Raw genomic sequence first — 23,149 nt, 5'->3', positions numbered from 1 at the left:
TCTCCTCTCCAGAATGAGGAGGAACAAATGAAGACAAAGCTAGATTTTTTCAAAATGAAAGAACAAAACGAACCTATTGTGATGCTGACCGCATACGACTATCCAGCTGCAAAGCAAGCGGAAAAAGCGGAAGTCGACATGATCTTAGTTGGTGATTCACTTGGGATGGTTGTACTTGGACTAGATTCCACAGTTCAAGTCACGATGGATGATATGATCCATCACACAAAAGCAGTGAAAAGAGGCGCAAAAGACACATTTGTTGTGACTGATATGCCATTTATGTCTTACCATTATTCGTTAGAAGAAACAATGAAAAATGCTGCACGCATCATGCAAGAAAGCGGTGCCGATGCCTTAAAGCTAGAAGGCGGAGATGGAGTATTTGAATCCATTCAAGCTTTAACAAGAGGCGGAATTCCTGTCGTCAGTCATTTAGGCCTCACACCTCAATCAGTTGGTGTACTTGGCGGGTATAAAGTGCAAGGAAAAGACCACGAAAGTGCTCAAAAATTGATTGAAGACAGCTTGAAATGTGAGGAAGCCGGTGCAATCGCTCTTGTATTGGAATGCGTACCTGGCGAACTGACAAAACGAATTACCGACATGCTGAAGATTCCTGTGATCGGAATTGGTGCAGGAGCTGAGGCAGACGGACAAGTTCTCGTTTACCATGATGTAGTAGGATACGGGGTGTCTAGAACACCTAAGTTTGTGAAACAATACGCGCAAATTGATACTGTTTTAGAAGAAGCGCTCATTCAATATACGAAAGAAGTAAAAGCACGCACATTTCCAGAGGACATGCACACGTTTCATATCAAAGAAGAAGTCCTTGATGGCTTATATGGGGGAATCAAAAAATGAACGTTGTCACCCATATTCACGAGCTAAAAGAATTAATCAAGCAGCATCAAGAAAAACAGCATTCCATCGGCTTTGTCCCAACGATGGGCTTTCTTCATGAAGGACATCTGACGCTTGCGAAAGAGGCAAGAGGTCAAAATGACATTGTCGTGATGAGTATTTTTGTCAATCCTTTGCAATTTGGACCAAATGAAGACTTTGAATCCTATCCAAGGGATATGGAAAGAGACCAGCGTCTTGCAGAACAAGCAGGGGTGGATATTTTATTTACACCTGATGTGAAGGAAATGTACCAAAATGAACCATCTATTACGATGACGGTTCAAAAGCGGACGGATGTCTTATGCGGAAAAAAACGTCCAGGACATTTTGACGGCGTTGTCACTGTGCTCACAAAGCTGTTTCATCTTGTGTCACCAACAAATGTCTACTTTGGACTAAAGGATGCACAGCAAGTCGCTGTGATCGATGCGATGATCAAGGATTTCTTCTTTGATCTTCACCTTGTATCTGTACCGACAGTCAGAGAAGAAGACGGTTTAGCGAAAAGCTCAAGGAATGTGTACTTGTCAGAAAAAGAAAGACAAGAAGCACCCGCTTTATACCGCGCATTAAAAAAAGGACGGTCAGCTGTTGAGAAAGGTGAACGTGATGTCAGTCGTGTATACCAGCTGATTGAAGAGGAACTTGTTCAGACGTGCGGAGAAATTGATTATATTGAGATATACTCATATCCAGAACTTGAGCCGCTTGAGCAGTTAACAGGTCAAGTCATTATGGCGATTGCGGTGAAATTTTCACGGGCAAGACTGATTGATAATGTGATTTTCCATGTTCCTGAAAGCGGTGAAAAACATGTATAGAACCTTTATGACATCTAAGATTCATAAAGCAACGGTAACAGAAGCAAACTTACATTATGTGGGAAGTATTACAATTGACGAAGATTTACTTGATGCGGCAGGTATGATGGCAAATGAGAAAGTACAAATTGTCAATAATCATAATGGCGCAAGACTTGAAACATATATTATTCCCGGCGAAAGAAAGAGCGGTGTCATTTGTCTAAATGGGGCGGCGGCGAGACTCGTTCAGCCAGGGGATGAAGTCATTATTATCGCTTATGGGATGCTGTCAGAAGAAGAAGCAAAGACACATACACCAAAAGTGGTCGTGTTAAATAAACAAAATCAAATTGAACAAATGATTGGGCAAGAGCCTGCGAGAACGATTTTATAACGCAAGCTCCATGGAAACAGAACAGTTTCAGAAGAGAGGCTGTTCTGTTTCATCTATTTTGTCCAGAGTGTGTTTCACTTCAGGGTGAAACGAGGAATTGAGGTGTCCATTTTATGACCGATCAAAGGTTTGTTGTCGTTGATATTGAAACCACCGGAAATTCACCTAAAAAGGGTGATAAAATCATTCAAATAGCTGCGGTGGTCATTGAAAATGGACAAATTGTCGAACGGTATTCAAAATATGTGAATCCGGGAAAAGCAATCCCTGGATTTATTGAACAGCTGACAGGCATTCAGCAGCACATGGTTGATGATGCGGTGTTTTTTGAGGATATTGCCCAAGAGGTGTATGATCTCATACAGGGTGCTTATTTTGTTGCGCACAATGTTCATTTTGACTTGAATTTTTTAAATGATGAACTAAAAGCATGCGGGAAAAATGAGCTGGATGTGCTAGCAATTGATACAGTTGAGATCTCTAGAATTCTTTATCCTGAGCTTGAAGGTTATAAGCTCACTGAATTAAGTGAAGAGCTCATGCTTCCACATGACCACCCGCATAGGGCGGATAGTGATGCGGAAGTTACTGCCATGTTATTTTTAACTTTATTACATCAATTAAAACATACACCGAAAATTGTGCTGAAGCAGCTGCGCAGATTATCCTCTTATCTCCTAAGTGATATAGGACTTTTAATTCAGCAGCTTGAAACAAGTCATGCTAGCCGGGAAGATTCTTTGGTGGAAGTCGGCTCTTTTGCTGTAAAAGATGTCACCAATCCTATCAGTAGGGCGACACATTCAGTAGGTGAAGATGATGAACAGCTGTTTGAGGAAATCAAAAAGAAGCTTCCGCAAACGGTAGAAGGCTATGAGGTAAGAGAAGGCCAGCTTACAATGATGAATAAAGTGAGAGATGTGTTTCATGAAAGAGCCTATGCATTAATTGAGGCGGCACCGGGTATTGGGAAAACGCTCGCTTACCTCATCCCAGCTGCTCTAGAAGCGAGGAAATCAGGAAAACCTGTCATTATTAGTACATATTCCATACTTTTGCAGCAGCAAATGCTTCAGCGCGATGTGCCAATGTTGAATCAATTGCTCCCGTTCGAGCCGGCTGCCTGTGTATTTAAAGGTCGGGCGCATTATATTTGTTTAGATAAGTTTGAGCATGTGCTTCATGAGGAAGATGATAACTATGATGTCGTCTTAACGAAGGCGCAAATTTTAATGTGGCTCCTTGTAACAGAAACAGGTGATTTATCTGAACTGAATTTACCGTCAGGAGCTGCCAATATAAAAGACCGCATTTCTTGTGTGCATATGCCGTTTACATCGAAAAAGCGCCGTTTTAAAGAGTATTGCTTTTATGAGCGCGCCAAAAAAAGGGCAAAAACAGCAGATTTAATTTTAACGAATCATCGTCTGCTCTTATCACAAACGGAGGCATCGTCTATCTTTCAGCATGCTGACGTATATGTGATAGACGAAGCCCATCAATTTGAGAAAACAGCCAATGAAACCCTAGGGGATAGTGCGTCTTATATCCAGCTTCACGTGAAGTTAACACAGCTTGGCTCCTTGCAAGGCGGATTGTTAAAGAAACTGAAAAAGAGATTTCATCATGCAGGGTTACAAACAGACACCTTTATTGAAATGGATGAGTATCTTAACCAGCTTCAAATGGAAAGTGACGCTTTCTTTAGCACCGTCCATTCATTTGTGAAAAGGACAAAACCAAAAGCCGACATCAATCGTCTCATTCATAGAGTACGTCATCATTCAAAGCATGCTCAGTGGAAACGGATTAAAGAAACGGCAAGTAAGCTTTGTTCCTTGTTAATTGCTTGTGAGAAGCTGTATGAACAGCAAAAAAATGAGCTTCTTCAAAAAAGTGATCAGCTGACAGAACACTTTGCCTTTGAAGCAGAGGAATACGACCAAGTCATGTCGTTTATGCATACTTTTTGCAGTACACTGTACCGGTTTATCTTTGAACCGAAAAACGATGAAACGGTTTGGATTGAAATTGATGCAAAAGGTGCCAAAAACGCAGTCTTTATGCATGCACAGCCGTTAGATACTGGGGAGCTTTTGGCTGATCGTTTCTTTATGAACAAAAAGAGTGTTGTCCTCACATCAGGGACACTCACCATCAATCACCGCTTTGATTATTGCTTGGAACGGTTTGGGCTGCAAGATTTTTACCCTCATCTTGTGCAAATTGATTCACCTTTCGAACTTGAAAAACAGCTTAAGGTCATTGTTCCAGCAGACATGCCGCCGATTACAAACCGTGATGAACGAGATTATGTAAAGCAGGCTGCGCAATATATTAAGGTCATGGAAAAGCAGCAGCATGCAAAAATATTGGTTTTGTTTAATTCACATGAGATGTTAAAAGCAGTCTATGAAGAGCTAAAAACAGAAGGGATGCAGTCAGCCCTTTTTGCTCAAGGTCTAACAGGCGGAAGCCCCGTAAAATTAACGAAAATGTTCAAATTAGCAAAACAGGCCATTTTACTTGGTACGGGTAGTTTTTGGGAAGGTGTTGATTTTCCGGGCGCAGAGCTGACAACAGTCATCATGGCACGTCTTCCGTTCAGGCCGCCTGATTCTCCGCTTATTGAAGCCAAATGTGATGCAGCAAAAAAACAAGGAAAAAATCCGTTTAAAGCCGTCGCTTTACCAGAAGCTGTGTTAACCTTTAAGCAAGGAGCTGGACGCTTGCTGCGCTCTGAAAAAGACATAGGCACATTGCTGATTTTAGACCGCCGAGTGAAAACCGCTTCATATGGAAAACTATTTTTAGAATCACTCCCTCATGCGCCGGTTCACGAGATGTCAAAAGAGTCACTTGAGGCGTATATAGAAAACCTTAACAACGAAAAGCCGCTGTCATAAGCGGCCTTTAGCTGGTGTGGGTTTGGAGTTAATTTATCGTAACGGCTTTTTGTGTTCCGTTGTAAAAATAGTATCGGTTCCCGTGCAGAAAAGTATGACTAACAATATTTACGTACCGAGGAGGAATTAGAAGTGGAAAGTAAAATAGAGGTACTTTCAACTGTTCAAATTAAGCATTCAGAAGACCTTTACAAAATCGTTGATTTATTGAACAGAACGCTTAAAAGAGAAGATCTTATGTTTGGATTAGCATTAGATCAAGAAGACCAAAATCAAGCGGTATTTACGATATACCGCACATAGGGGAAGCTTGACATGAAAAAAATAGTCTGGATTATTTCATCTGTAGTGGCTCTCGTTCTGCTTATTGGCATCATCAGCTTTACGTGGATTTATCAAATTGCCATGGGACAAAGAGAACAAGGGCATGAAGCAGCGATCGAACGAGCAAAAGAACAAGCAAACATCGTACAAGTGGAGAAAGTGGAAACCTTTGTCGGGAAAGAAAAACAATTTATTGTTGAAGGGAAAAACAAACAGAATGAAACGACCTACGTTTGGGTTCCTGCCAGCAAAAAAGAAAAAGTGATCGCAAAAAAAGCAAAAGAAGGCATTACCTCGAATCAAGCAGTACAAGCCGTTCAAAAGGAGAACACGGTCTCTAAGCTAAAAGAAGTCAAATTAGCGAGAGAAGGTGACGTACTTCTTTGGGAAGTGACATACTTAAATGAGAACAATCAATATAGCTTCAGCTATGTCGACTTCTCGACAGGACACGTGGAAAAAAATTTAACACCGTAGTTTCTCCTGTCTTGCGTTGACCATGCTGATTTAGAACGGTTATAATAAAATGTATGAAAAAAGATTCACACCTGCCAAATAGGTGAGTTTCTTTCTGGTTTTGGAGGGAATTATGTTGAAAACAACGATTAATCAAGTGTTTAAACACGTCGATCAAGAAGTAACCATCGGCGCATGGATTGCCAATAAACGTTCAAGCGGAAAAATTGCATTTTTGCAGCTGCGTGACGGGACAGGCTTTATTCAAGGAGTCGTAGTAAAAGCAGAAGTGGAAGAGGAAGTCTTTAAGCTTGCGAAATCAGTCACTCAAGAAACATCTGTCTATGTAACAGGTCAAGTGACAAAAGATGAGCGTTCACCGCTAGGTTTTGAATTGCAAGTGAAATCCATTGAAGTGATTCATGAAGCGACAGATTATCCAATTACACCAAAAGAGCATGGAACAGAATTCTTAATGGATCACCGTCATTTATGGCTTCGTTCTAAAAAACAGCATGCCATTATGAAAATCCGTAACGAAATTATTCGTGCTACATATGAATACTTCCATCAAGAAGGTTTCGTGAAAGTAGATCCGCCAATTTTAACTGGAAGTGCACCTGAAGGCACAACGGAACTGTTTGCTACGAAATATTTTGATGAAGATGCATACCTTTCTCAAAGTGGCCAGCTTTACATGGAAGCTGCAGCAATGGCACTCGGAAAAGTATTCTCATTTGGCCCAACATTTAGAGCTGAAAAATCTAAAACGAAACGTCATTTAATTGAGTTTTGGATGATCGAGCCGGAGATGGCTTTTGTCGAATTCAATGAAAACCTTGAGTATCAAGAAAATTATGTGTCTCATGTTGTTCAAAGTGTACTTGAAAACTGTAAAGTGGAGCTGCATACACTAGGCCGTGATACAGCGAAATTAGAAAACATCAAAGCACCATTCCCGCGCATCACTTACGATGAAGCGATTAAATTCTTGCAGGAAAAAGGATTTGATGATATTGAATGGGGAGATGACTTCGGAGCGCCTCACGAAACAGCGATCGCCGAAAGCTATGATAAACCAGTGTTTATCACTCATTACCCAACATCATTAAAACCGTTTTATATGCAGCCAGCACCGGATCGTGAAGATGTTGTCCTTTGTGCAGACTTGATTGCACCAGAAGGCTACGGAGAGATTATTGGCGGTTCTGAGCGTGTTCATGATTTAGAGCTTCTTGAAGCAAGATTGAAAGAACATGGGCTTGATCAGGAAACTTACAAATGGTATACAGAATTAAGACAATATGGTTCTGTGCCGCATTCAGGTTTTGGTCTTGGACTTGAACGTACAGTTGCTTGGATTAGCGGAGCGCCGCATGTGCGTGAAACCATTCCTTTCCCAAGATTATTAAACCGTTTATACCCTTAAGACGTGAAAGCCTCCATTTGTTGGAGGCTTTTTCAAACGTCTTTTTAGAGGGGCACGTGAAATAAAACGTGATATACTTAAAATGAAGAGGTGTATCCGATGAATAGACAGCAATTTATTAATATGCAGCAAATGGGGTCGACAAGTTTGCCTAATTTGCTGATTGCTCATTATGAGCAGTTAGGACTGAATGAATCACAGATGATGGTGATGCTTAAAATTAAAATGAATGAAGAACAAGGCGTTTTCTTCCAAACATTTGAAGAACTTTCTCAAGGCATGACCATTTCAGCGGAAGAGTGTGCGTATATGGTTCAGCATCTCATTCAAAAAGGATTTATCTCGATTCAGCCATTTGAAGACAGGTCTGGTATTCAGCATGACCGCTATTCAGTAGAACCTTTATGGGGCGTGCTGTATGACTTTTTAGAAGCAAAACAGGCGAAAGAAGCGCAAAAACATCATGTGCAGGCTGAAAAATCTTTATATGCTTTATTTGAAGATGAATTCGGCAGACCGCTGTCTCCTCTTGAAGGAGAAACACTTTCGATCTGGATGGATCAAGACCATCATGATACTGAGATGATTCGGCTGGCGCTAAGAGAAGCCGTTTTATCAGGGAAATTAAATTTCCGTTATATTGATCGAATTTTATTTGAGTGGAAAAAGAAAGGGCTGAAAACAGCGGAAGAAGCAAAAGAGCATAGCCAGCATTTCCGTTCTCAGCAGAAAACGCCGCCTTCAAAAGAAGAGACGTCCACTTATAAACGACAAGTTCCTTTTTATAATTGGCTGGAACAATAACCAATAAAGGAGAAGGCATGTTAACAAAAAAACAAATCAATGAGTGTTTAGATATTATAGGAGATATGTTTCCAGAGGCTGAGTGTGAGCTTGTTCATGACAATCCATTTGAGCTTGTGATTGCTGTTGCACTCTCTGCTCAATGTACAGACGTGCTTGTAAACAAGGTCACCAAAACACTTTTTCAAAAATATAAAACACCAGAAGACTATTTAAGTGTACCGCTTGAAGAACTGCAGCAAGATATTCGCTCGATTGGTCTTTATCGAAATAAGGCTAAAAACATTCAAAAGTTGAGCAAAATGCTGATTGAAGAATATGGCGGTGAAGTACCAAAGGACCGGGATGAGCTTGTTAAGCTTCCTGGGGTTGGCCGGAAAACAGCAAATGTCGTCGTTTCAGTCGCTTTTGGTGTACCGGCAATAGCAGTAGATACACACGTAGAACGAGTCAGCAAGCGTCTAGGCATCTGCCGCTGGAAAGATTCTGTGCTTGAAGTAGAGCAAACCTTGATGAAAAAGGTGCCAAAAGAAGATTGGTCTGTGACGCATCACCGTCTGATCTTTTTTGGGAGATATCATTGTAAGGCGCAGCGGCCGCAGTGCGAATCGTGTCCGCTTCTTGATATGTGCAGAGAAGGGCAGAAGAGGCTGAAAAAAGGATTGGTGAAGCTGGCATGAGCGGGGCAGCTGTTTTCACCTCATATGTCGAAAAGCTAAAAGAAAAAAAGGTAGAGATTAAAGGTGATCGAGTAGATATACTGAGGGCCAATCCGCTCGCATATGATCTATCTTCAGAACCTTTAACAGACGAGCTTCCATGGCAGGAAACTGAAGAATTTGTTCCTGTGATGTTTGAGCTGTGGGACGAATTAAAAGAAAAAATGCTTCCTCGTTTCCAAACAAGAAAATCCCGCTGTGAAGAAGATGATATGCTGCAAGGAATCGTCAGTATGATTGCGATGTTTTACTGGATCAAAGGGGAGAGTGTCCAAACGTTTGAATGGGATCATATCAAGCAAGAGACATTTCCTGTTGCTCCGATTAATTGGACGGAACGTTTAGAGTTCATTTTGCTAAAACCAACTCAATATCACTGCTTTATTCAATTGGACGAGCTATACACGGAATTAAAAAAGCAGTATGGAAAATATGAAGCACTTAAAAAAATCAAACAGCAGCGTTAAAAAAAGCACTTGCCATAGGAGGCAAGTGCTTTTTCATTATTCATCTTCTTTTCGAGAAGTAGCATTTGATTGCGAATTGGAACTTTGAGAGTTGGCTTTCTCATCATCTTTCTTTTTATCTTTATTATCAGTTTGCGAGTTGCTGTTCCCATTTGTACTGTCTGAGCCATTATCTGAAGAACCATTATTTCCGTTTTCTGTATTTCCACCTTGGTCCTGATCCTTATCCTTATCTTGATCTTTTTTGTCATCAGGCTTTTGCTCATCAGTGCCAGGGGGCTGATTTTTGTTATCGTCTGTTTGGTCTGTCTGCTCGTCGTCAGGCTGCTGCGGTTCTTCTTCTTCTTTATTCTCATCATCCGCTTTTTCTTCCTCATCTGCGTCATCCTTAATGGTGAGGAAGGTAGATGCCGCTTTACTCGTGACATCATCTACAGTGGCTGTCACTTGGAATTTATATGTGGAGCCAGGCTTCACATCAGAGATGACCGCTTCTTTAGCAGAGTTTTTTTGAATCTCTTTATAGCCGCCATTATCAACTGCTTGCTTGACATTAAATGTAGCATCAGCGTCGTCAGAATAGCCCCAAGTCAGTGTGATGGATTTTTTCTCTTCATCATACACCGCTTTTAAATCAGAAGGCTTATCGGCTTCTTTTTTCTCGTATGTGTCAGAGACTTTTGTTGGTACCGTTCCTTTAACAAAGTATTCTGTTGTCTTCTTGTCACTCGGTGTATTCGGTCCGGCTAATTTGGCTGGATCCGATCCCTTTTCAACTGAAGCTTCGACGACACTGTCTGGTTTTTCAAATGAGCCGCTTCCATCATCAATTTGAGAAATCAATCGCTGGAAGACGATTTTGGCAACACGCTGCTCGTAATCATTCAGCCACATTTTGCCGTCTGCATCTTTTGAATTACCGATTCCAGTCCAAACGGCTGCTGTATATTGCGGCGTATAACCGACAAACCACGAATCTTTCGCACCGCCAGAAGGGATATTGTATTTATTAATATCATCTTGTGTGAAGTTCGTTGTACCTGTTTTACCAGCTACTTGAACGTTCGGTACTTGTGCAAGTGTACCAGTACCAGATTGGACAGCAGTTTTCAGCATATCTGTGATCATAAATGCTGTGTAATCACTCATTGCTGCTTTTGAGTCTGGCGTAAGGTCAAGCTTTGTCCCGTCATTAAATTCAACAGATGTGACAGCGTGCGGTTCATTATAGTATCCGTTATTACCGAATGCACTAAATGCACCTGCCATTTTTAATGAAGACACACCATCTTTAAATCCACCAATGGAATAAGATTCTGGAATATCAGAAGGTAAGTCCATGCCTAAATTATTAGCAAATTGAGCGGCATTGGCTGAACCAGCTTCTTGGAATGCTTTAAGTGCAGGGATGTTACGCGATTGTGCCAAAGCACTTCTCATCGACATTTTACCTAAATGTCTTCTGTCAAAGTTGTTAATCGGTGTACCATCTGAGTACGTATATGGTGCATCATCAATTTGCTGATATGTTGACCATTTTTTGTTTTCAATGACTGGGCCGTAATCTAAGATCGGTTTAATTGTGGACCCTGGCTGGCGTTTTGCATCCGTCGCATAGTTAAAGCCGCCTGCTGGTACATCACGTCCACCGCCAATGGCGCGTATTTCACCATTTTTCGTATCAAGCAGGGTGACACCCGCCTGCATCCCTTTCGTAAATCCAACTGAATCTCCATTAATGATATCATTTAGGTGATCCTGGGCTTTTCGATCAAGTGATGTATAGATTTTTAATCCGTCAGTTGACGCATCCACTTTGGCTTTTTTCTGAACTTCTTCCATCACTTCTTCAATGTAGGCAGAGTACTTACTAGAGTTTTGGCTCTTATATTTACTAGCTGAAACAACTGTCTTGCTGACAGGGGTTGCTTTTGCAACGTCATAGTCTTTTTCAGAAATATAGCCTTGTTTCTTCATAAGGCTTAAAACGATATTACGGCGTTTTTCCGCTGCCTCGGGATGTTTCACTGGGTTATAGGCAGAAGGACTCTGCGGCATACCTGCAAGTGTAGCAGCCTGTGCAACGGTTAGTTTATTTAAATCTGTGACTCCGAAAAATTGTTCAGCTGCTTTCCCAACTCCATAAGCATAAGGAGAGAAGAAAATACGGTTTAAATACATTTCTAAAATTTCATCTTTAGAGTATTTTTGCTCAAGCTGAATCGAGAGCCATACTTCCTGTACTTTCCGTTTTAACGTCTTTTGATTGCTTAGGAGGGAGTTTTTCACAACCTGCTGTGTAATGGTACTTCCGCCTTCAGCACCAAAGCCGTCCTCAACGTTTGCGACAAGGGCACCGCCGATACGGATTGGATCAATCCCGTGGTGCTTATAAAAACGTGCATCTTCAGTCGCAATAAACGCGTCTTTTACCACATCGGGTATATCTTTTATCGAGACATACGTTCTTTTTTCTGCACCAACTTCTGCAAACACTTTCTTGTCTTTATCATAAAGCTTTGAAGAGTATGGTGTTTTAAGCTTACTATCATCAATAGAAGGAGCGCTTGATGCAAAAACGGCAAAAGTTGTGATTCCGGCAACTAAACAAAGTAGACCGATCACGAGTAAAGATAAAAATATTTTTTTAAATAGACCTGCTTTCTTTTTGCCTTTTTTGTTCTTTTGCTTCTTATTGTTTTCTTGACTTGCTTTACGTCGCTGTTCACGACTTGTAAATTGATCAGACATCACATCTCAACCTTTCGTGTTAAACCTTTTTCGAACGTAATTGCTGCTTGCTTTCATCCGAAAAATGAAGTGTCTCCACTACTTTAATATAATCAATTCTTGGCGAATATCCAAGTGTCATTATGTGGCCAGCTTCCATTAATTCGTCTTTGCTAATGGATTTACGGCCGTTTTTTTTCTGCCGCTCCCAGAAGAAAAAGAGATCTGAAGCGGGCAAATAATAAACGGAGCCAAAAGCGGATATAATAACGAAACAAATACCGCCTTGCTTTTCAACCTGTTTCATATGCTCAATTTGATGGTCGTGGAAATTTTTGAGCGGAAACGAGGTAGTGCTTTTGGTTTCCTTTGCTTCAAAATCGATATAGCGGCCTTTATACACCCCGTTATAGTCTGTTGTGGATGATTGTTTAAAATAGGCTTCTTTAATGACAGCAGCACTTCTTTTTGGATAATCCACATTCACAATTTGAACTGGGGTAGGCTTTTTATGAATGACTGCGATCCCGTTGACCAAATAGTATTGGTTTGTTTCATTTAAATCAGCCTCAAGCGTCATCCCGCGGTTACTATAAGAGGATTCGCCGCTGATTCTTTTTTTTGTCCCAATTTGTTGTATGGGCTGATACGATTTTCCGTTTGGATACCGAATCATCAAGTTTCAGCCTCCTTTTAATGCATTTTGTATTGGAGAGATCACCATGTTGTCCCAAGAAGAGCATATCATCACTCAGCAAATTTTGCGTGAAACGAAAGCAAAAAATAAAGACAACCTGACGAGGACAAATGCCTACAAGCGCTTTTATGACCGGCATCCAGAGATGAAATGGTCGCTGCTCGCTTCCTTTGTCTCGAGAAATGCTGGGTGGTCCATGACGGATTTAAAAGGCGAGCTCTTCCATCCAGGTTTAACGGATCAGCAGGGGCACCTTTTTTTCACAGCATATGAAAGAGCGAATTGGCTGATCTTTTCGGATGCTTACCCTCAGCTTCTTTTGTACGAATGGTCTAAGCGATGCAGTCAACCTTTGTTTCATCTGCTTCCTTATTTCTCCGTGTCTCGGTTTATGAGCGCTGAGTGGGAACGCTTCTGGCTAAAGCGTGACACAGAGCGTCTGCTTTATGCACTCATCATAAATGAACAATATACTATACAATCTCCTATTATACAAAATCCTCTTCTGAAAAAGAATGTTTTTCACTCGATTCAATATCTTTTCAGCGAGTGGGGACATTTCCAAACCGTTGTTTTTCCAACGGTGGACGGGCATTTGTACGGCTTAACCATACGGAAGTTTTCCAATGTAAAGGATCGCATTACATTAGGTAAAAAATTAGCGAAACTATTATTTCGAGCCGATTTGTTTTCGGATTTTTATCATTTTTTGCATACCGTTCCGCATACGGGGTCTCGGTTTGATTTTGAACCTTTTTTAGGGATCGCTAGAAGGTCAACACCTTTTCTTCGGACGGTTTATCCGGTGATGACACATTCATTAGACGATCAAAGGGAAGATTGGTTTCAAAAGAAATTGAGTCCATCTTTATTTGAGGCAGAGCCGCTGCCAAAGCAGATTGATCTGACCGACTGGTATTTCCATAAAAAAAGACAGCTTCGTTTTCTTTTCTCATTAGAGCACTATTTTTTGCATAAATAAAAAGCAGGGGGTGCCTGCTTTTTTTTACGTTGATGGACGATTAGGACCGCCGAGCTTTTTATCAAGCTGATCTGGACTGTTTTCTTTCCCTTTTGGTTTTTGCTCTTTTGGTGCTGGCTGCTTTTTCATGAAATCTACCTCCTTTTGTCCTTAGAATTTACACAATCGGACGCAATCATACAAAGAAGGACAAGCATCTGTCGAAAAGGAAGAAATAGCGCTCATCTACACTTAGATTGGCGATTTGCTTCTAGTTTTGTCATGTGTGAAGGAGGGGGAGAAAGAAAAGAGAATGTAACGAGAGACAATAAAGGAGGAATCTGATGATGAGCGAATTTGTATCAAAAGAATCCATTATGCAGTTGTTAGAGGAAATCGAGCGAAAAATTGATGCGGTGGAGGAAGAGCTGTCTCTTGCTGTGAAGCAGACGAAACGTGCAGCGATAGAAGAGCAAGAACAAATAATTGACCGGCTTGAATCAGAAGTAAAGGACTGTGAAGTGAAGCTTCATGCAGCCGAGTATAAACTGGCAGCAAGACCGGCATATCACGCCGGATAGCTTTTCTATTTGAGCAATAGGTAAACGTTTGATAGGATGGTTCATAGAGGTGAACACTTTGGATAATCAAACATTACTTGAACATACACAAAACTTGAGAATATGGATCGAAGAAGCGTATAAGCAGTACCAAAAGGGAAAGGCTGAAGAGGAATACCCATCGTATGATTTTTATACGGATATTCAGCCGGCCGTTGTTACATTTGATCAGAAAATGGAGGAGTGGCTCACCGCTGCGATCTCGTTTATTGAGCAGGCCAAACCTAGATATTTACACCAAGAACAGCTTGAAGCCGTAAAAGAAAATGGTAAAGAGGTTGTCCTGCAATCTTATTTTGGTAAACAGCACGCACCCCGTGTAAAAAATTTAGTTGAGTCAGTGGTTTACACTCTGAACCTTTTAATAGAAGAAATCAAAAAGCGCAGCTAAAGACATGATGCTGCGTTTTTCTTATGGCTTCTTTAGGCACATCTTCTGCTCTTGGTCATAATATATGAGTGACATCAATATGTGTTGAGAGCGAGAGGAGCGAGATAGATGTTCCCTTATTCAAACCAGCAGCCTTATGAATTCAATCAATTCAAGCAAAGGCCTTTTCCGTATTCAGAGATGCAGCAGCAGCCTCCGCAGCCTCCAGACTATTTCATGCCGCCGTATCAAGGTGGAGGGGGAATGAATCAGGCACCATCTACTGTTTATCAGCCGCCTTATGGATACCAAGAAAACGTGCCGCTTATGCAGCCGCCTCCAGGCATGATGCCCATGCAGCCGCCTATGAACCCTTATCCATTGCCAAGGCCGCAAAAACAGCAGCCATCTCAATTTAAAAGTGTGCTGTCACAATTCAAAAAGACGAATGGGCAATACGATTTTAACAAAATGTTTGATACAGCTGGCCAAATGATGAGTACAATGAATCAAGTAGGCTCATTGGCGAAAGGATTTACCAGCATTTTTAAAGCATAGCTAAACCCAATAGATTGAACTATTGGGTTGTTTGCTTTGGCGCAGACACATGAAGCGATTGATCTTTCCACACACTCTGCATTTTTGTCTCATCTATTTTTGCCGGCATTAAAATCGTTTTAGTAAAACTTGAATACGAGGTAGTCGTATTCGTTTTGATTTTTTCCTGTACTGATAAGTGTAAATATTGGGCTTTTACTTCTAGCGCAATGTCTCCTTCGACAAAATGGTCTGGAAATTGAATCTCGATATACACATTCTGTTCATCCTCTGTCACATCGGTCGTAATGGATGCAAGTGAATGCGATGTGGTCATGAGTGCCTCTGCACTATTTAATATCTCGTGAAACGGGGAGGATGCAAAAAATTGTTCAATCGCTTCATATAGCATATCTTCATTTGCCAGCATTTCATGTTTTTTTTCGCCTTCATGTTTCATCTGAATCACCTCTCATCTACAGCCTATGCAGAGGGGGCTCAGGCGGTTATCAATTGATGAGAGGAAAAAATTATGATTAAATAGTGTTGAATGAAAGCAAGGTGTATGGGCGTAAAGTTTCATACACGAAATAGATTTAGGAAGCAAAGCTTGAAGGGAGCAAATTGACATTGCTGAAAAAATTATTCGGTTTCGGAAAAAACCAAGATGATGTAAAGGAAGAAGTCATTTATTCTCCAGTTGATGGAGAGTTAATGGATATGACTGATGTACCAGATCCCGTCTTTTCTCAAAAGATGATGGGAGACGGCGTAGCAGTAAAACCAAAAAGTGGGACGATTGTGTCACCAGTAGAGGGTGAAATCATTCAGCTCTTCCATACAAAACATGCAATTGGCATTCGAACACTCTCGGGGCTTGAGCTTCTGATTCATATCGGACTTGAAACAGTTGGGTTAAATGGTGAAGGATTTGAAGCCCACATGAAAGAAGGGGATAAAGTGAAAATCGGTGATCCTCTTATTACATGTGATTTAGAACTGATTGAAGAGAAAGCATCAAGTACAGTGACACCGATTGTGATTATGAATGGTGACCTTATCGAACGACTTGATAAAGAACCAAAAGGCTCTGTAGAAAAGCAGACGTCCAAGCTCTTTACAGTGAAAATGAAATAGTTCATGAAAAAAACTACCCATTGATAGGGTAGTTTTTTATTGAGATGAGAACATTAATCCTCCATTGGAACCCAGCCTTGACTCGCTTCCATGACAGACCACAATCCTTCTGGAATAAGATACTTGTCTTTTTGGCTGCGTTTAATGACGGTTTCAATCTCTTGTTCTCTGCCTTCTTTAATTTTCTTTGCCCAATCTGGGTCGACGATCAGCTCTCGTGCGACAGCGATGAGAGGAATTCCTTGATTGTAAGCATGGAGTGCATCTTCAGCTGTAATGACGCTGCCTACTCCAATAAGCGGAAGAGCATCGCCGCAGCGTTCTTTTAGCAGTTCCATACGTGTCTTATTAGAATCTGCGCCTCGTCTTGCTTTAGAGCCAATCTCCATTAAAGAGATATGCAAATAATCGAGGCTTTTTGTTTTGAGAACATCCACTAATGTAAACGTCTCTGTCATTGTTAAACCAGGAGTTTCTGGCTCTTCAGGAGATAACCGGTATCCAAAGATAAACGGTTTAGCCGCATGCTCTTTGATGGCCTCTTTAACTGCATCTACAACAGCAATAGGGAAAGCTAGACGTTTTTCTTCGTTTCCTCCCCATTGATCTGTACGCTGATTGCTATGCGGTGAGTAAAATTGCTGTAATAAATAACCGTTTGCCCCGTGAATTTCCACGCCGTCAAACCCTGCTTGAACCGCTCGTCTTGCTGCTTCTTTAAAGGAGTCGATAATTTGCGTAATTTCCTCTTCTTTTAAAGCGCGTGCAATTTGTTTTCCATCTTTAAACACATCACTTGGCGCAACCACATCAGCGTTTGGAACTAAATGAGGGAGAGCCTGAGAGCCGCCGTGATGAATTTGAATAATGGCTTTTGTTCCTTTTGCCTGGATAGCTGAAGCCAGTTTTTTCAGGCCAGGGATATCTTCATCTCTTGCGATAGAAGGCTGTCCTTCAAATGCCTTCCCATCTGGAGTCACATTCGCACATGCTGTAATCACCATACCCATTTCACTTGATCTAGCTGTAATGAAGTCAATTTCGTCTTTTGAAATGGTGCCGTCGTCATGAGAACCGAAGTGTGTCATTGGAGCAACCACTAACCGGCCATCAATAGAGGCGCCTCCTGGAAACGTAAATGGTTCAAATAAAGGCTTAAATTCGTTTTTCAATCTGATCATCTTCTTCCTTGATAAAATCATTTCACTTTAGAAGTGTAATAGATACTGTTACAACAGTTCAAAGTATTTGCTCATAAGTCCGCATCAAAAAATTGCCGCCTAGTCATGCAAACAAATATTCGGTACACTAGAATGAGAGGTGGACGCAATATGAAAAAGAAAACAATGAACGAACTGATAGAAGAATTAAAGAAAGACGAACAGGTAGAACATTGGCATGAAATTGAAGCAAAGCCTGCACAGACCTCACCCGTTCCTGAAAGAGTGGACAACAGGCTAAAAAAGGCGCTTGAAAAACGAGGCGTGAAAGAGCTGTATATTCATCAAAAAGAAGCCTTTGAACGAGTAATGAATGGTGAGCATGTAGTAACGGTTACACCAACAGCTTCAGGTAAAACGCTTTGCTACAATCTGCCTGTTCTTCAGTCGATTGCAGAAGACCAGACAAACCGCTCTCTTTATTTATTTCCAACAAAAGCGCTCGCACAGGATCAAAAGAGTGAACTTAACGAGATCATCCACGAGATGGATGTTCCGATTCATAGTGAAACATATGACGGGGACACCTCCCCGGCTATTCGGCAGCGAGTCAGACAAGCAGGACATATTGTCATCACAAACCCAGATATGCTGCATTCAGCTATTTTGCCTCATCATACGAAATGGGTCAGTTTATTTGAGAATTTGAAGTATATTGTCATTGATGAGCTTCATACATATCGAGGCGTTTTTGGCAGTCATGTGGCTAATGTGATTCGCAGGTTAAAACGAATTTGTGCATTTTATGGAAGTGATCCAATTTTCATTTGTACTTCCGCAACGATTGCAAATCCAAAAGAGCTGGCGCAGCAGCTCACAGGGAGCAAAGTGCATCTTATTGAACGAAACGGAGCGCCTAGCGGTAAAAAGAATTTTGTGTTTTATAACCCGCCAGTGGTGAATAAACCATTAAATATTAGACAAAGCGCTGCCACTGTCGTCAACCAATTGGCTAAAACATTTTTAAAAGAAAAAATTCAAACGATCGTTTTTGCTAGAAGCAGAGTACGAGTAGAAGTGATTTTAAGTCATATTCAAGAGCTTGTGAAAAAAGAAATCGGTCCAAAATCGATTCGCGGGTATCGCGGAGGCTATTTGCCAAAAGAGCGGCGCGTGATTGAAAAGGGGTTAAGAGAAGGAGACATTCTAGGTGTCGTGAGCACGAACGCACTAGAATTAGGGGTAGATATAGGTCAGCTAAAGGTATGCATTATGACGGGGTATCCTGGCAGTGTAGCAAGTACATGGCAGCAGGCAGGACGTGCTGGAAGGCGTCATGAGGAGGCGCTCATTATCATGGTGGCAAGTTCCTCACCCCTTGATCAATATATTGTCCGACACCCTGAATATTTCTTTAATAGACCGCCTGAAGCAGCCAGAATCAATCCTGAAAATCTCATTATTTTAGTGGATCATCTAAAATGTGCTTCCTACGAGCTGCCATTTCGGACGGATGAACAGTTTGGCGGCATGGAAGTAGAGGACATTTTGCAATACTTGCATGAGGAAGGGGTTCTTCATTTTAGCGGGAACCGGTATTATTGGTCAGATCAATCGTTCCCAGCGCATGGCATCAGCCTGCGGTCTGCAAGCCAAGAAAATGTGGTGATTGTGGATCAATCCGACGTAGCGAATGTTCGGATTATTGGAGAGATGGATCGATTCAGTGCAATGACACTGCTTCATGATGAGGCGATTTATTTACATGAAGGGGTTCAGTATCAAGTAGAAAAGCTAGATTACGAGCATTTGAAGGCTTATGTGAAACAAGTAGATGTAGAATACTATACAGATGCGAATTTAGCTGTTCAGCTCAAGGTACTGGAAATCGATCAGACAACAGAGAAAGAAGCAGTATCTGTTCACTACGGTGATGTGACTGTCAATGCAATGCCAACAATTTTCAAAAAAATCCGGCTCAGTACTGGTGAAAATATCGGGTCTGGACCGATTCACTTACCGGAAGAAGAAATTCATACGAGTGCGGCTTGGTTTGAATTACACGAGGCAGAGCGGAGATTTGAAGAGAAGACACTTGAACAGCTGCTGCTTGGCATCGCAAATGTTCTTCAGCACATTGTACCTGCTTTTGTGATGTGTGACCGCTCAGATATTCATGTTGTTTCACAAATTAAAGCGGCACATACCGGTAAACCGACAGTCTTTTTATATGACCACTACCCTGGCGGAATCGGTTTAAGCAAAGAAGTCCAAGCTCGTTTCGATGAAATAGCAGGTGCAGCCATTCAGCTGATAGAGCGGTGCCGCTGTGAGAACGGCTGTCCATCCTGCATTGGCATGGAAATGAAAGAGGTGAGCGGAAAAAGCAGCATTGTTGAATTGATGTCTGTATTTTAAGGGGAAGGAGGAAGATACCTACTCATGTCTTTAAAAGGGAAATTAAATCGAATGAAGAAGCACCTATCGCACAACCAGCCAAACGAAAAACGGCAAAAAGCAGTGGAAGGACAACCTCAGCCTGTGACGGCCGAAAACATTCCATTTTTAAAGGAGTGGGAGCAATTGGGTGCAGCTCCTTATCACTTTGAGGATTCTTTTTGTCTCATTCGAGAAGTCACCTATTCATTAGATGATAAGCATGGACTCTACTCGTTTGCGGAACTGCCAAAGATCATCGAGGCATGGAACAAAAGCAGCATCCAGCATTCTCTATCGGCTAAAGGTTACAAGCCGCATGAACTGTTTTTCTTTGATACAGAAACAACTGGATTATCTGGCGGAACGGGAAATATGATCTTCTTGCTAGGACATGCGCGGGTCTTTGCTGACAAAGTAGTGGTGAAACAGCACCTGCTCACAAATCCGGGAAATGAAGCGGCTCTTTATAAAAGCTTTCTCGATGAAGTGAACGTAGAATCACTCGTTACATATAATGGAAAATCATTCGATTGGCCGCAAGTGAAAACGAGACATACTTTGTTGCGAGATCAAATCCCTGCGCTTCCAGAGTTTGGCCACTTTGATCTTCTGCATGGGTCAAGACGGTTGTGGAAGCATAAATATGAACGAATGGCGCTGTCTGTGGTTGAAAAAGAAGAGCTGCACGTTCACCGGGAAGGAGACACACCGGGTTTTTTGGCACCGATGATCTATTTTCACTTTTTAAAGGAACAAAATCCGAAGCTCATTGAAGGGATTTTGACTCATAATGAATTAGACGTCCTTTCGTTAATTAGCCTCTACATTCATCTATCTAAAAAAATTCTATCTATGGATGCGATAAAGGAGCATGATGAGAAATACGCACTGGCTAGGTGGCATCTTGCGCATCGTGATGTACAGGAAGCTACGAAGCATTTGCGGGAATTAACAGGTGCTGATTTTGAACATGCCAATCAGGCGGCTTTTGATCTCTCCTTACAATATAAACGGCTAAACGAGTGGGATGAAGCAGTTCGAATTTGGGAAACATTATTTGAATCAAGTGATGTCCATTTAGCATTAAAAGCGGGTATAGAGCTTGCGAAGTGTAAAGAGCATCGCCAAAAAGATGCAAGGTCAGCTCTTTCCATCACGGAATCTTTATTATCTTTCTCATCGTTAAGCGAGCGAGACACGAAAGAGCTTGAGAAACGAAAAAAACGGCTATTGAGAAAAGCTGGGCAATGAAATAATATTACCCGGGAAAGCGCAAAAAATGACAACGTTCGGCTCTCGGCCGAAAATAAAAATTGTTTAGCACTTTTATTGTAGAAAGTCCGCGAATCCTGTAAAATAACGTTAGATATTGAATGAGGAGCGTATAGCATGTATAAGGGTCTTTTCTACTTGTTTTTTCTTGTGGTCATTGTGGTCGCTTTTGTGTTTTCAAACTATAAAGATATTTTTCTTGCCAACTTTTAAAATAGGTTAATGCATTAGTACATGTACACCTCTTAATTCATACATTGTTAATGTAAGAAAATAAAGGAGAGGGGAATGCTACATGTACCATCATCACCATCATTGCCATCCGAATGTTACACAGCCAATTGTTCATCCGACGAATCATTGCTGTACACACAGCGAGTCAACAACAATTGTGCCGCATATCCACCCGCAGCATGTGACAAATGTTCACCACCATAATTTCAAACATGTTCACTACTTCCCGCATACGTTTTCTCAGGTGGACCCGACAACACATCAACACTTTAACTGCGGTGGACCTTGCTGTAACAGATAAAGTGAATGGGACTTTTATAAGTCCCATTTTTTAAAAGCAGGTGAAAAAATGAAAATTATTGCTGTCACAGGGTACAAGCCCTTTGAGCTTGGGATATTCAAACAAGACGAGCCTGCACTTCAATACATAAAAGCGGAGCTTCAAAAAAGGCTGACAGCCCTTATCGAAGAAGGTCTGGAATGGGTTCTCATATCAGGCCAGCTTGGGGCAGAAATTTGGACAGCCGAAGTGGTGTTTGAGCTTCAGGAGGAATATCCAGCGTTAAAACTTGCAGTCATTACGCCATTTTATGAACAGGAAGAGCGCTGGAATGAACAAAACAAAGAGTTGTATGAAGGAATTCTCGCACAGGCCGATTTTGTAGAAAGTGTCACGCATAGACCGTACGAAAGTCCGGCACAATTTAAACAAAAGAACCGCTTTTTTATTGAAAAAACAGATGGTCTTCTCGTCTTATATGATCCCGAGCATGAGGGATCGCCGAAGTATATGATCAGGGAGGCGGAAGCCTATACCGATTACCCGATTATGTACATCACGATGGATGATCTAAGAGCGCAGGTTGAGGCGGAAGATCCGTTTTTTGATTAAAAGCAAGAGAAAATTTGACAACGTCACTTATTTCTGAAAAAATATACTATGAATTCACGATATGAGGTGAAAAAGATGCTTGCTGATAAAGTAAAGCTTTCTGCGAAAGAAATTTTAGAAAAAGAATTTAAAACAGGTGTCAGAGGGTACAAACAAGAAGAAGTCGATAAATTTTTAGATATGGTCATTAAAGACTATGAGACATTCAACCAAGAAATCGAAAAACTTCAACAAGAAAACCTCCACTTGTCAAAACAGCTTGAAGAAGCTGTTGAACAAGGGAAAAGACAGCCTGCACAGTCTAATACAACAAACTTTGATATTTTAAAAAGACTATCGAACCTTGAGAAACACGTTTTCGGCAGCAAACTTTATGATTGAGTCTTGCTGAAAAAAGCTTGTGTCAGATGTCATTGTCGTTTATAATAACGCTTATTGATTAACGTTCGGGTAATCGCTGTAATGCTATTTAGGGCATTGCAGAGGAAAGTCCATGCTCGCACGGTGCTGAGATGCCCGTAGTGTTCGTGCCTGGCGAAAAAATAAGCCAGGGCAGCCTGGGAAAGGCTGACGGCAGGAAAAATGCCTACGTCCTTTTTAGGATATGGCAAAGTATCCTTGAAAGTGCCACAGTGACGAAGTCTCACTAGAAATGGTGAGAGTGGAACGCGGTAAACCCCTCGAGCGAGAAACCCAAACTTGGTAGGGGAACTTTCTCAAAGGAACCAAACGGAGAGAAGGACAGAGAATTCTGTAGATAGATGATTACCACCTGAGTACGAGGCATTTGCCGTTTGCAGTACGATGGAACAAAACATGGCTTACAGAACGTTATATCCGTTATAATAAACATGATGAAACAAAGCTCTCCTATTTCAACATATGGAGA

Annotated in this window: 25 protein-coding genes and 1 other RNA gene; 21 read left to right on the top strand and 5 right to left on the bottom strand. The window is 41.4% G+C overall.

All coding sequences use genetic code 11. The annotated features are described in order from the left end of the window. Positions 1 to 27: 27 nt before the first annotated feature. The 10 genes from panB (at position 28) to NSS80_RS11220 (ending at position 9,211) form a co-directional block, all read left to right on the top strand. Positions 28 to 867 (top strand): 3-methyl-2-oxobutanoate hydroxymethyltransferase, encoded by an 840-nt coding sequence (gene panB, locus NSS80_RS11265; RefSeq protein ID WP_024422781.1) that lies wholly within the window; start codon positions 28 to 30, stop codon positions 865 to 867. Then, positions 864 to 1,730 carry a pantoate--beta-alanine ligase gene (gene panC / locus NSS80_RS11260; RefSeq protein WP_317221970.1) on the top strand — a complete coding sequence of 289 codons (867 nt, stop codon included), beginning with the start codon at positions 864 to 866 and terminating at the stop codon, positions 1,728 to 1,730. The genes panB and panC overlap by 4 nt, the downstream gene beginning before the upstream one ends. Continuing rightward, a complete protein-coding gene (panD, locus tag NSS80_RS11255; protein WP_317221971.1) occupies positions 1,723 to 2,106 on the top strand; it encodes an aspartate 1-decarboxylase in 384 nt (127 codons plus the stop codon). Before panC ends, panD begins: the two co-directional genes overlap by 8 nt. Before the next feature lie 113 nt (positions 2,107 to 2,219). After that, positions 2,220 to 5,012, top strand: coding sequence for an ATP-dependent DNA helicase DinG (dinG, locus tag NSS80_RS11250; RefSeq protein ID WP_317221972.1), 2,793 nt, complete (start codon positions 2,220 to 2,222; stop codon positions 5,010 to 5,012). Positions 5,013 to 5,144: 132 nt separating this feature from the next. Then, on the top strand, positions 5,145 to 5,315 hold the full coding sequence (locus tag NSS80_RS11245; RefSeq protein ID WP_065214698.1) for a YpmA family protein: 171 nt from the start codon (positions 5,145 to 5,147) through the stop codon (positions 5,313 to 5,315). A 12-nt stretch (positions 5,316 to 5,327) separates the two neighbouring features. Beyond that, positions 5,328 to 5,813, top strand: coding sequence for a cell wall elongation/penicillin-binding protein regulator TseB (gene tseB, locus NSS80_RS11240; RefSeq protein WP_317221973.1), 486 nt, complete (start codon positions 5,328 to 5,330; stop codon positions 5,811 to 5,813). A 115-nt stretch (positions 5,814 to 5,928) separates the two neighbouring features. Continuing rightward, a complete protein-coding gene (asnS, locus tag NSS80_RS11235; protein ID WP_087975939.1) occupies positions 5,929 to 7,221 on the top strand; it encodes an asparagine--tRNA ligase in 1,293 nt (430 codons plus the stop codon). 99 nt (positions 7,222 to 7,320) lie between these two features. Beyond that, positions 7,321 to 8,025, top strand: a complete 705-nt coding sequence (locus tag NSS80_RS11230; RefSeq protein ID WP_034280461.1) for a DnaD domain-containing protein — start codon at positions 7,321 to 7,323, stop codon at positions 8,023 to 8,025. A 17-nt stretch (positions 8,026 to 8,042) separates the two neighbouring features. Continuing rightward, complete coding sequence (gene nth, locus NSS80_RS11225) at positions 8,043 to 8,705, top strand: endonuclease III (RefSeq protein WP_034280464.1); 663 nt, start codon at positions 8,043 to 8,045, stop codon at positions 8,703 to 8,705. Then, the gene (locus tag NSS80_RS11220) at positions 8,702 to 9,211 is read left to right on the top strand and encodes a YpoC family protein (protein ID WP_317221974.1); all 510 of its coding nucleotides are present in this window, start codon (positions 8,702 to 8,704) and stop codon (positions 9,209 to 9,211) included. The genes nth and NSS80_RS11220 overlap by 4 nt, the downstream gene beginning before the upstream one ends. Positions 9,212 to 9,247: 36 nt before the next feature. Here NSS80_RS11220 and NSS80_RS11215 read toward each other — a convergent pair whose 3' ends face one another. Together NSS80_RS11215 and recU are read right to left on the bottom strand one after the other, a co-directional pair. Next, on the bottom strand, positions 9,248 to 11,962 hold the full coding sequence (locus NSS80_RS11215) for a PBP1A family penicillin-binding protein (protein WP_342498314.1): 2,715 nt from the start codon (positions 11,960 to 11,962) through the stop codon (positions 9,248 to 9,250). A gap of 19 nt (positions 11,963 to 11,981) precedes the next feature. Beyond that, positions 11,982 to 12,617, bottom strand: coding sequence for a Holliday junction resolvase RecU (gene recU, locus NSS80_RS11210; RefSeq protein ID WP_034280474.1), 636 nt, complete (start codon positions 12,615 to 12,617; stop codon positions 11,982 to 11,984). 46 nt (positions 12,618 to 12,663) lie between these two features. On the opposite strand from recU, the gene NSS80_RS11205 reads away from it, so the two are divergent. Then, positions 12,664 to 13,620 carry a DUF2515 domain-containing protein gene (locus NSS80_RS11205; protein ID WP_317221976.1) on the top strand — a complete coding sequence of 319 codons (957 nt, stop codon included), beginning with the start codon at positions 12,664 to 12,666 and terminating at the stop codon, positions 13,618 to 13,620. 24 nt (positions 13,621 to 13,644) lie between these two features. Here the strand turns inward: NSS80_RS11205 and sspM are convergent, their stop codons facing one another. Beyond that, the gene (sspM, locus tag NSS80_RS11200) at positions 13,645 to 13,749 is read right to left on the bottom strand and encodes an acid-soluble spore protein SspM (RefSeq protein WP_024422772.1); all 105 of its coding nucleotides are present in this window, start codon (positions 13,747 to 13,749) and stop codon (positions 13,645 to 13,647) included. 197 nt (positions 13,750 to 13,946) lie between these two features. Between sspM and NSS80_RS11195 the strand changes: the two genes are divergently transcribed. From NSS80_RS11195 to NSS80_RS11185, 3 genes are all read left to right on the top strand, one after another. Further along, a complete protein-coding gene (locus NSS80_RS11195) occupies positions 13,947 to 14,180 on the top strand; it encodes a DUF5446 family protein (RefSeq protein ID WP_223251001.1) in 234 nt (77 codons plus the stop codon). Between the two features lie 49 nt (positions 14,181 to 14,229). Continuing rightward, positions 14,230 to 14,610, top strand: a complete 381-nt coding sequence (locus tag NSS80_RS11190; RefSeq protein ID WP_226340828.1) for a YppE family protein — start codon at positions 14,230 to 14,232, stop codon at positions 14,608 to 14,610. Positions 14,611 to 14,718: 108 nt separating this feature from the next. After that, a complete protein-coding gene (locus NSS80_RS11185; protein ID WP_317221977.1) occupies positions 14,719 to 15,147 on the top strand; it encodes a YppG family protein in 429 nt (142 codons plus the stop codon). Positions 15,148 to 15,166: 19 nt separating this feature from the next. Here the strand turns inward: NSS80_RS11185 and NSS80_RS11180 are convergent, their stop codons facing one another. Next, a complete protein-coding gene (locus NSS80_RS11180) occupies positions 15,167 to 15,586 on the bottom strand; it encodes an Hsp20/alpha crystallin family protein (RefSeq protein WP_208946484.1) in 420 nt (139 codons plus the stop codon). A gap of 170 nt (positions 15,587 to 15,756) precedes the next feature. Here NSS80_RS11180 and NSS80_RS11175 point away from each other — a divergent pair, with 170 nt between their 5' ends. Further along, the gene (locus NSS80_RS11175) at positions 15,757 to 16,263 is read left to right on the top strand and encodes a PTS glucose transporter subunit IIA (protein WP_024422767.1); all 507 of its coding nucleotides are present in this window, start codon (positions 15,757 to 15,759) and stop codon (positions 16,261 to 16,263) included. Between the two features lie 53 nt (positions 16,264 to 16,316). Here the strand turns inward: NSS80_RS11175 and NSS80_RS11170 are convergent, their stop codons facing one another. Beyond that, positions 16,317 to 17,435, bottom strand: coding sequence for an NADH-dependent flavin oxidoreductase (locus NSS80_RS11170; RefSeq protein WP_241770694.1), 1,119 nt, complete (start codon positions 17,433 to 17,435; stop codon positions 16,317 to 16,319). 159 nt (positions 17,436 to 17,594) lie between these two features. Between NSS80_RS11170 and NSS80_RS11165 the strand changes: the two genes are divergently transcribed. The 6 genes from NSS80_RS11165 to rnpB all read left to right on the top strand — a co-directional run bounded on the left by NSS80_RS11165 (position 17,595) and on the right by rnpB (position 23,089). After that, positions 17,595 to 19,841 carry a DEAD/DEAH box helicase gene (locus NSS80_RS11165; protein ID WP_041117784.1) on the top strand — a complete coding sequence of 749 codons (2,247 nt, stop codon included), beginning with the start codon at positions 17,595 to 17,597 and terminating at the stop codon, positions 19,839 to 19,841. A gap of 24 nt (positions 19,842 to 19,865) precedes the next feature. Then, on the top strand, positions 19,866 to 21,113 hold the full coding sequence (locus NSS80_RS11160; protein WP_041117781.1) for a ribonuclease H-like domain-containing protein: 1,248 nt from the start codon (positions 19,866 to 19,868) through the stop codon (positions 21,111 to 21,113). Between the two features lie 316 nt (positions 21,114 to 21,429). Further along, entirely contained in the window at positions 21,430 to 21,669 is a 240-nt protein-coding gene (locus tag NSS80_RS11155; protein ID WP_073206049.1) for a CotD family spore coat protein, read from the top strand. Between the two features lie 48 nt (positions 21,670 to 21,717). Next, entirely contained in the window at positions 21,718 to 22,260 is a 543-nt protein-coding gene (locus NSS80_RS11150; RefSeq protein WP_029706022.1) for a DUF1273 domain-containing protein, read from the top strand. Positions 22,261 to 22,335: 75 nt separating this feature from the next. Next, the gene (gene gpsB, locus NSS80_RS11145; protein ID WP_012010336.1) at positions 22,336 to 22,641 is read left to right on the top strand and encodes a cell division regulator GpsB; all 306 of its coding nucleotides are present in this window, start codon (positions 22,336 to 22,338) and stop codon (positions 22,639 to 22,641) included. A 61-nt stretch (positions 22,642 to 22,702) separates the two neighbouring features. Further along, an RNA gene (gene rnpB, locus NSS80_RS11140) (RNase P RNA component class B) lies at positions 22,703 to 23,089 on the top strand. Positions 23,090 to 23,149 lie beyond the last annotated feature (60 nt).

The organism is Bacillus sp. FSL M8-0350, assembly GCF_038593345.1.
Taxonomy (GTDB): Bacteria; Bacillota; Bacilli; order Bacillales; family Bacillaceae; genus Bacillus; species Bacillus safensis.
The sequence above is the reverse complement of the archived record's forward strand: the minus strand, read 5'-3'. Positions and strand labels throughout refer to the sequence as shown.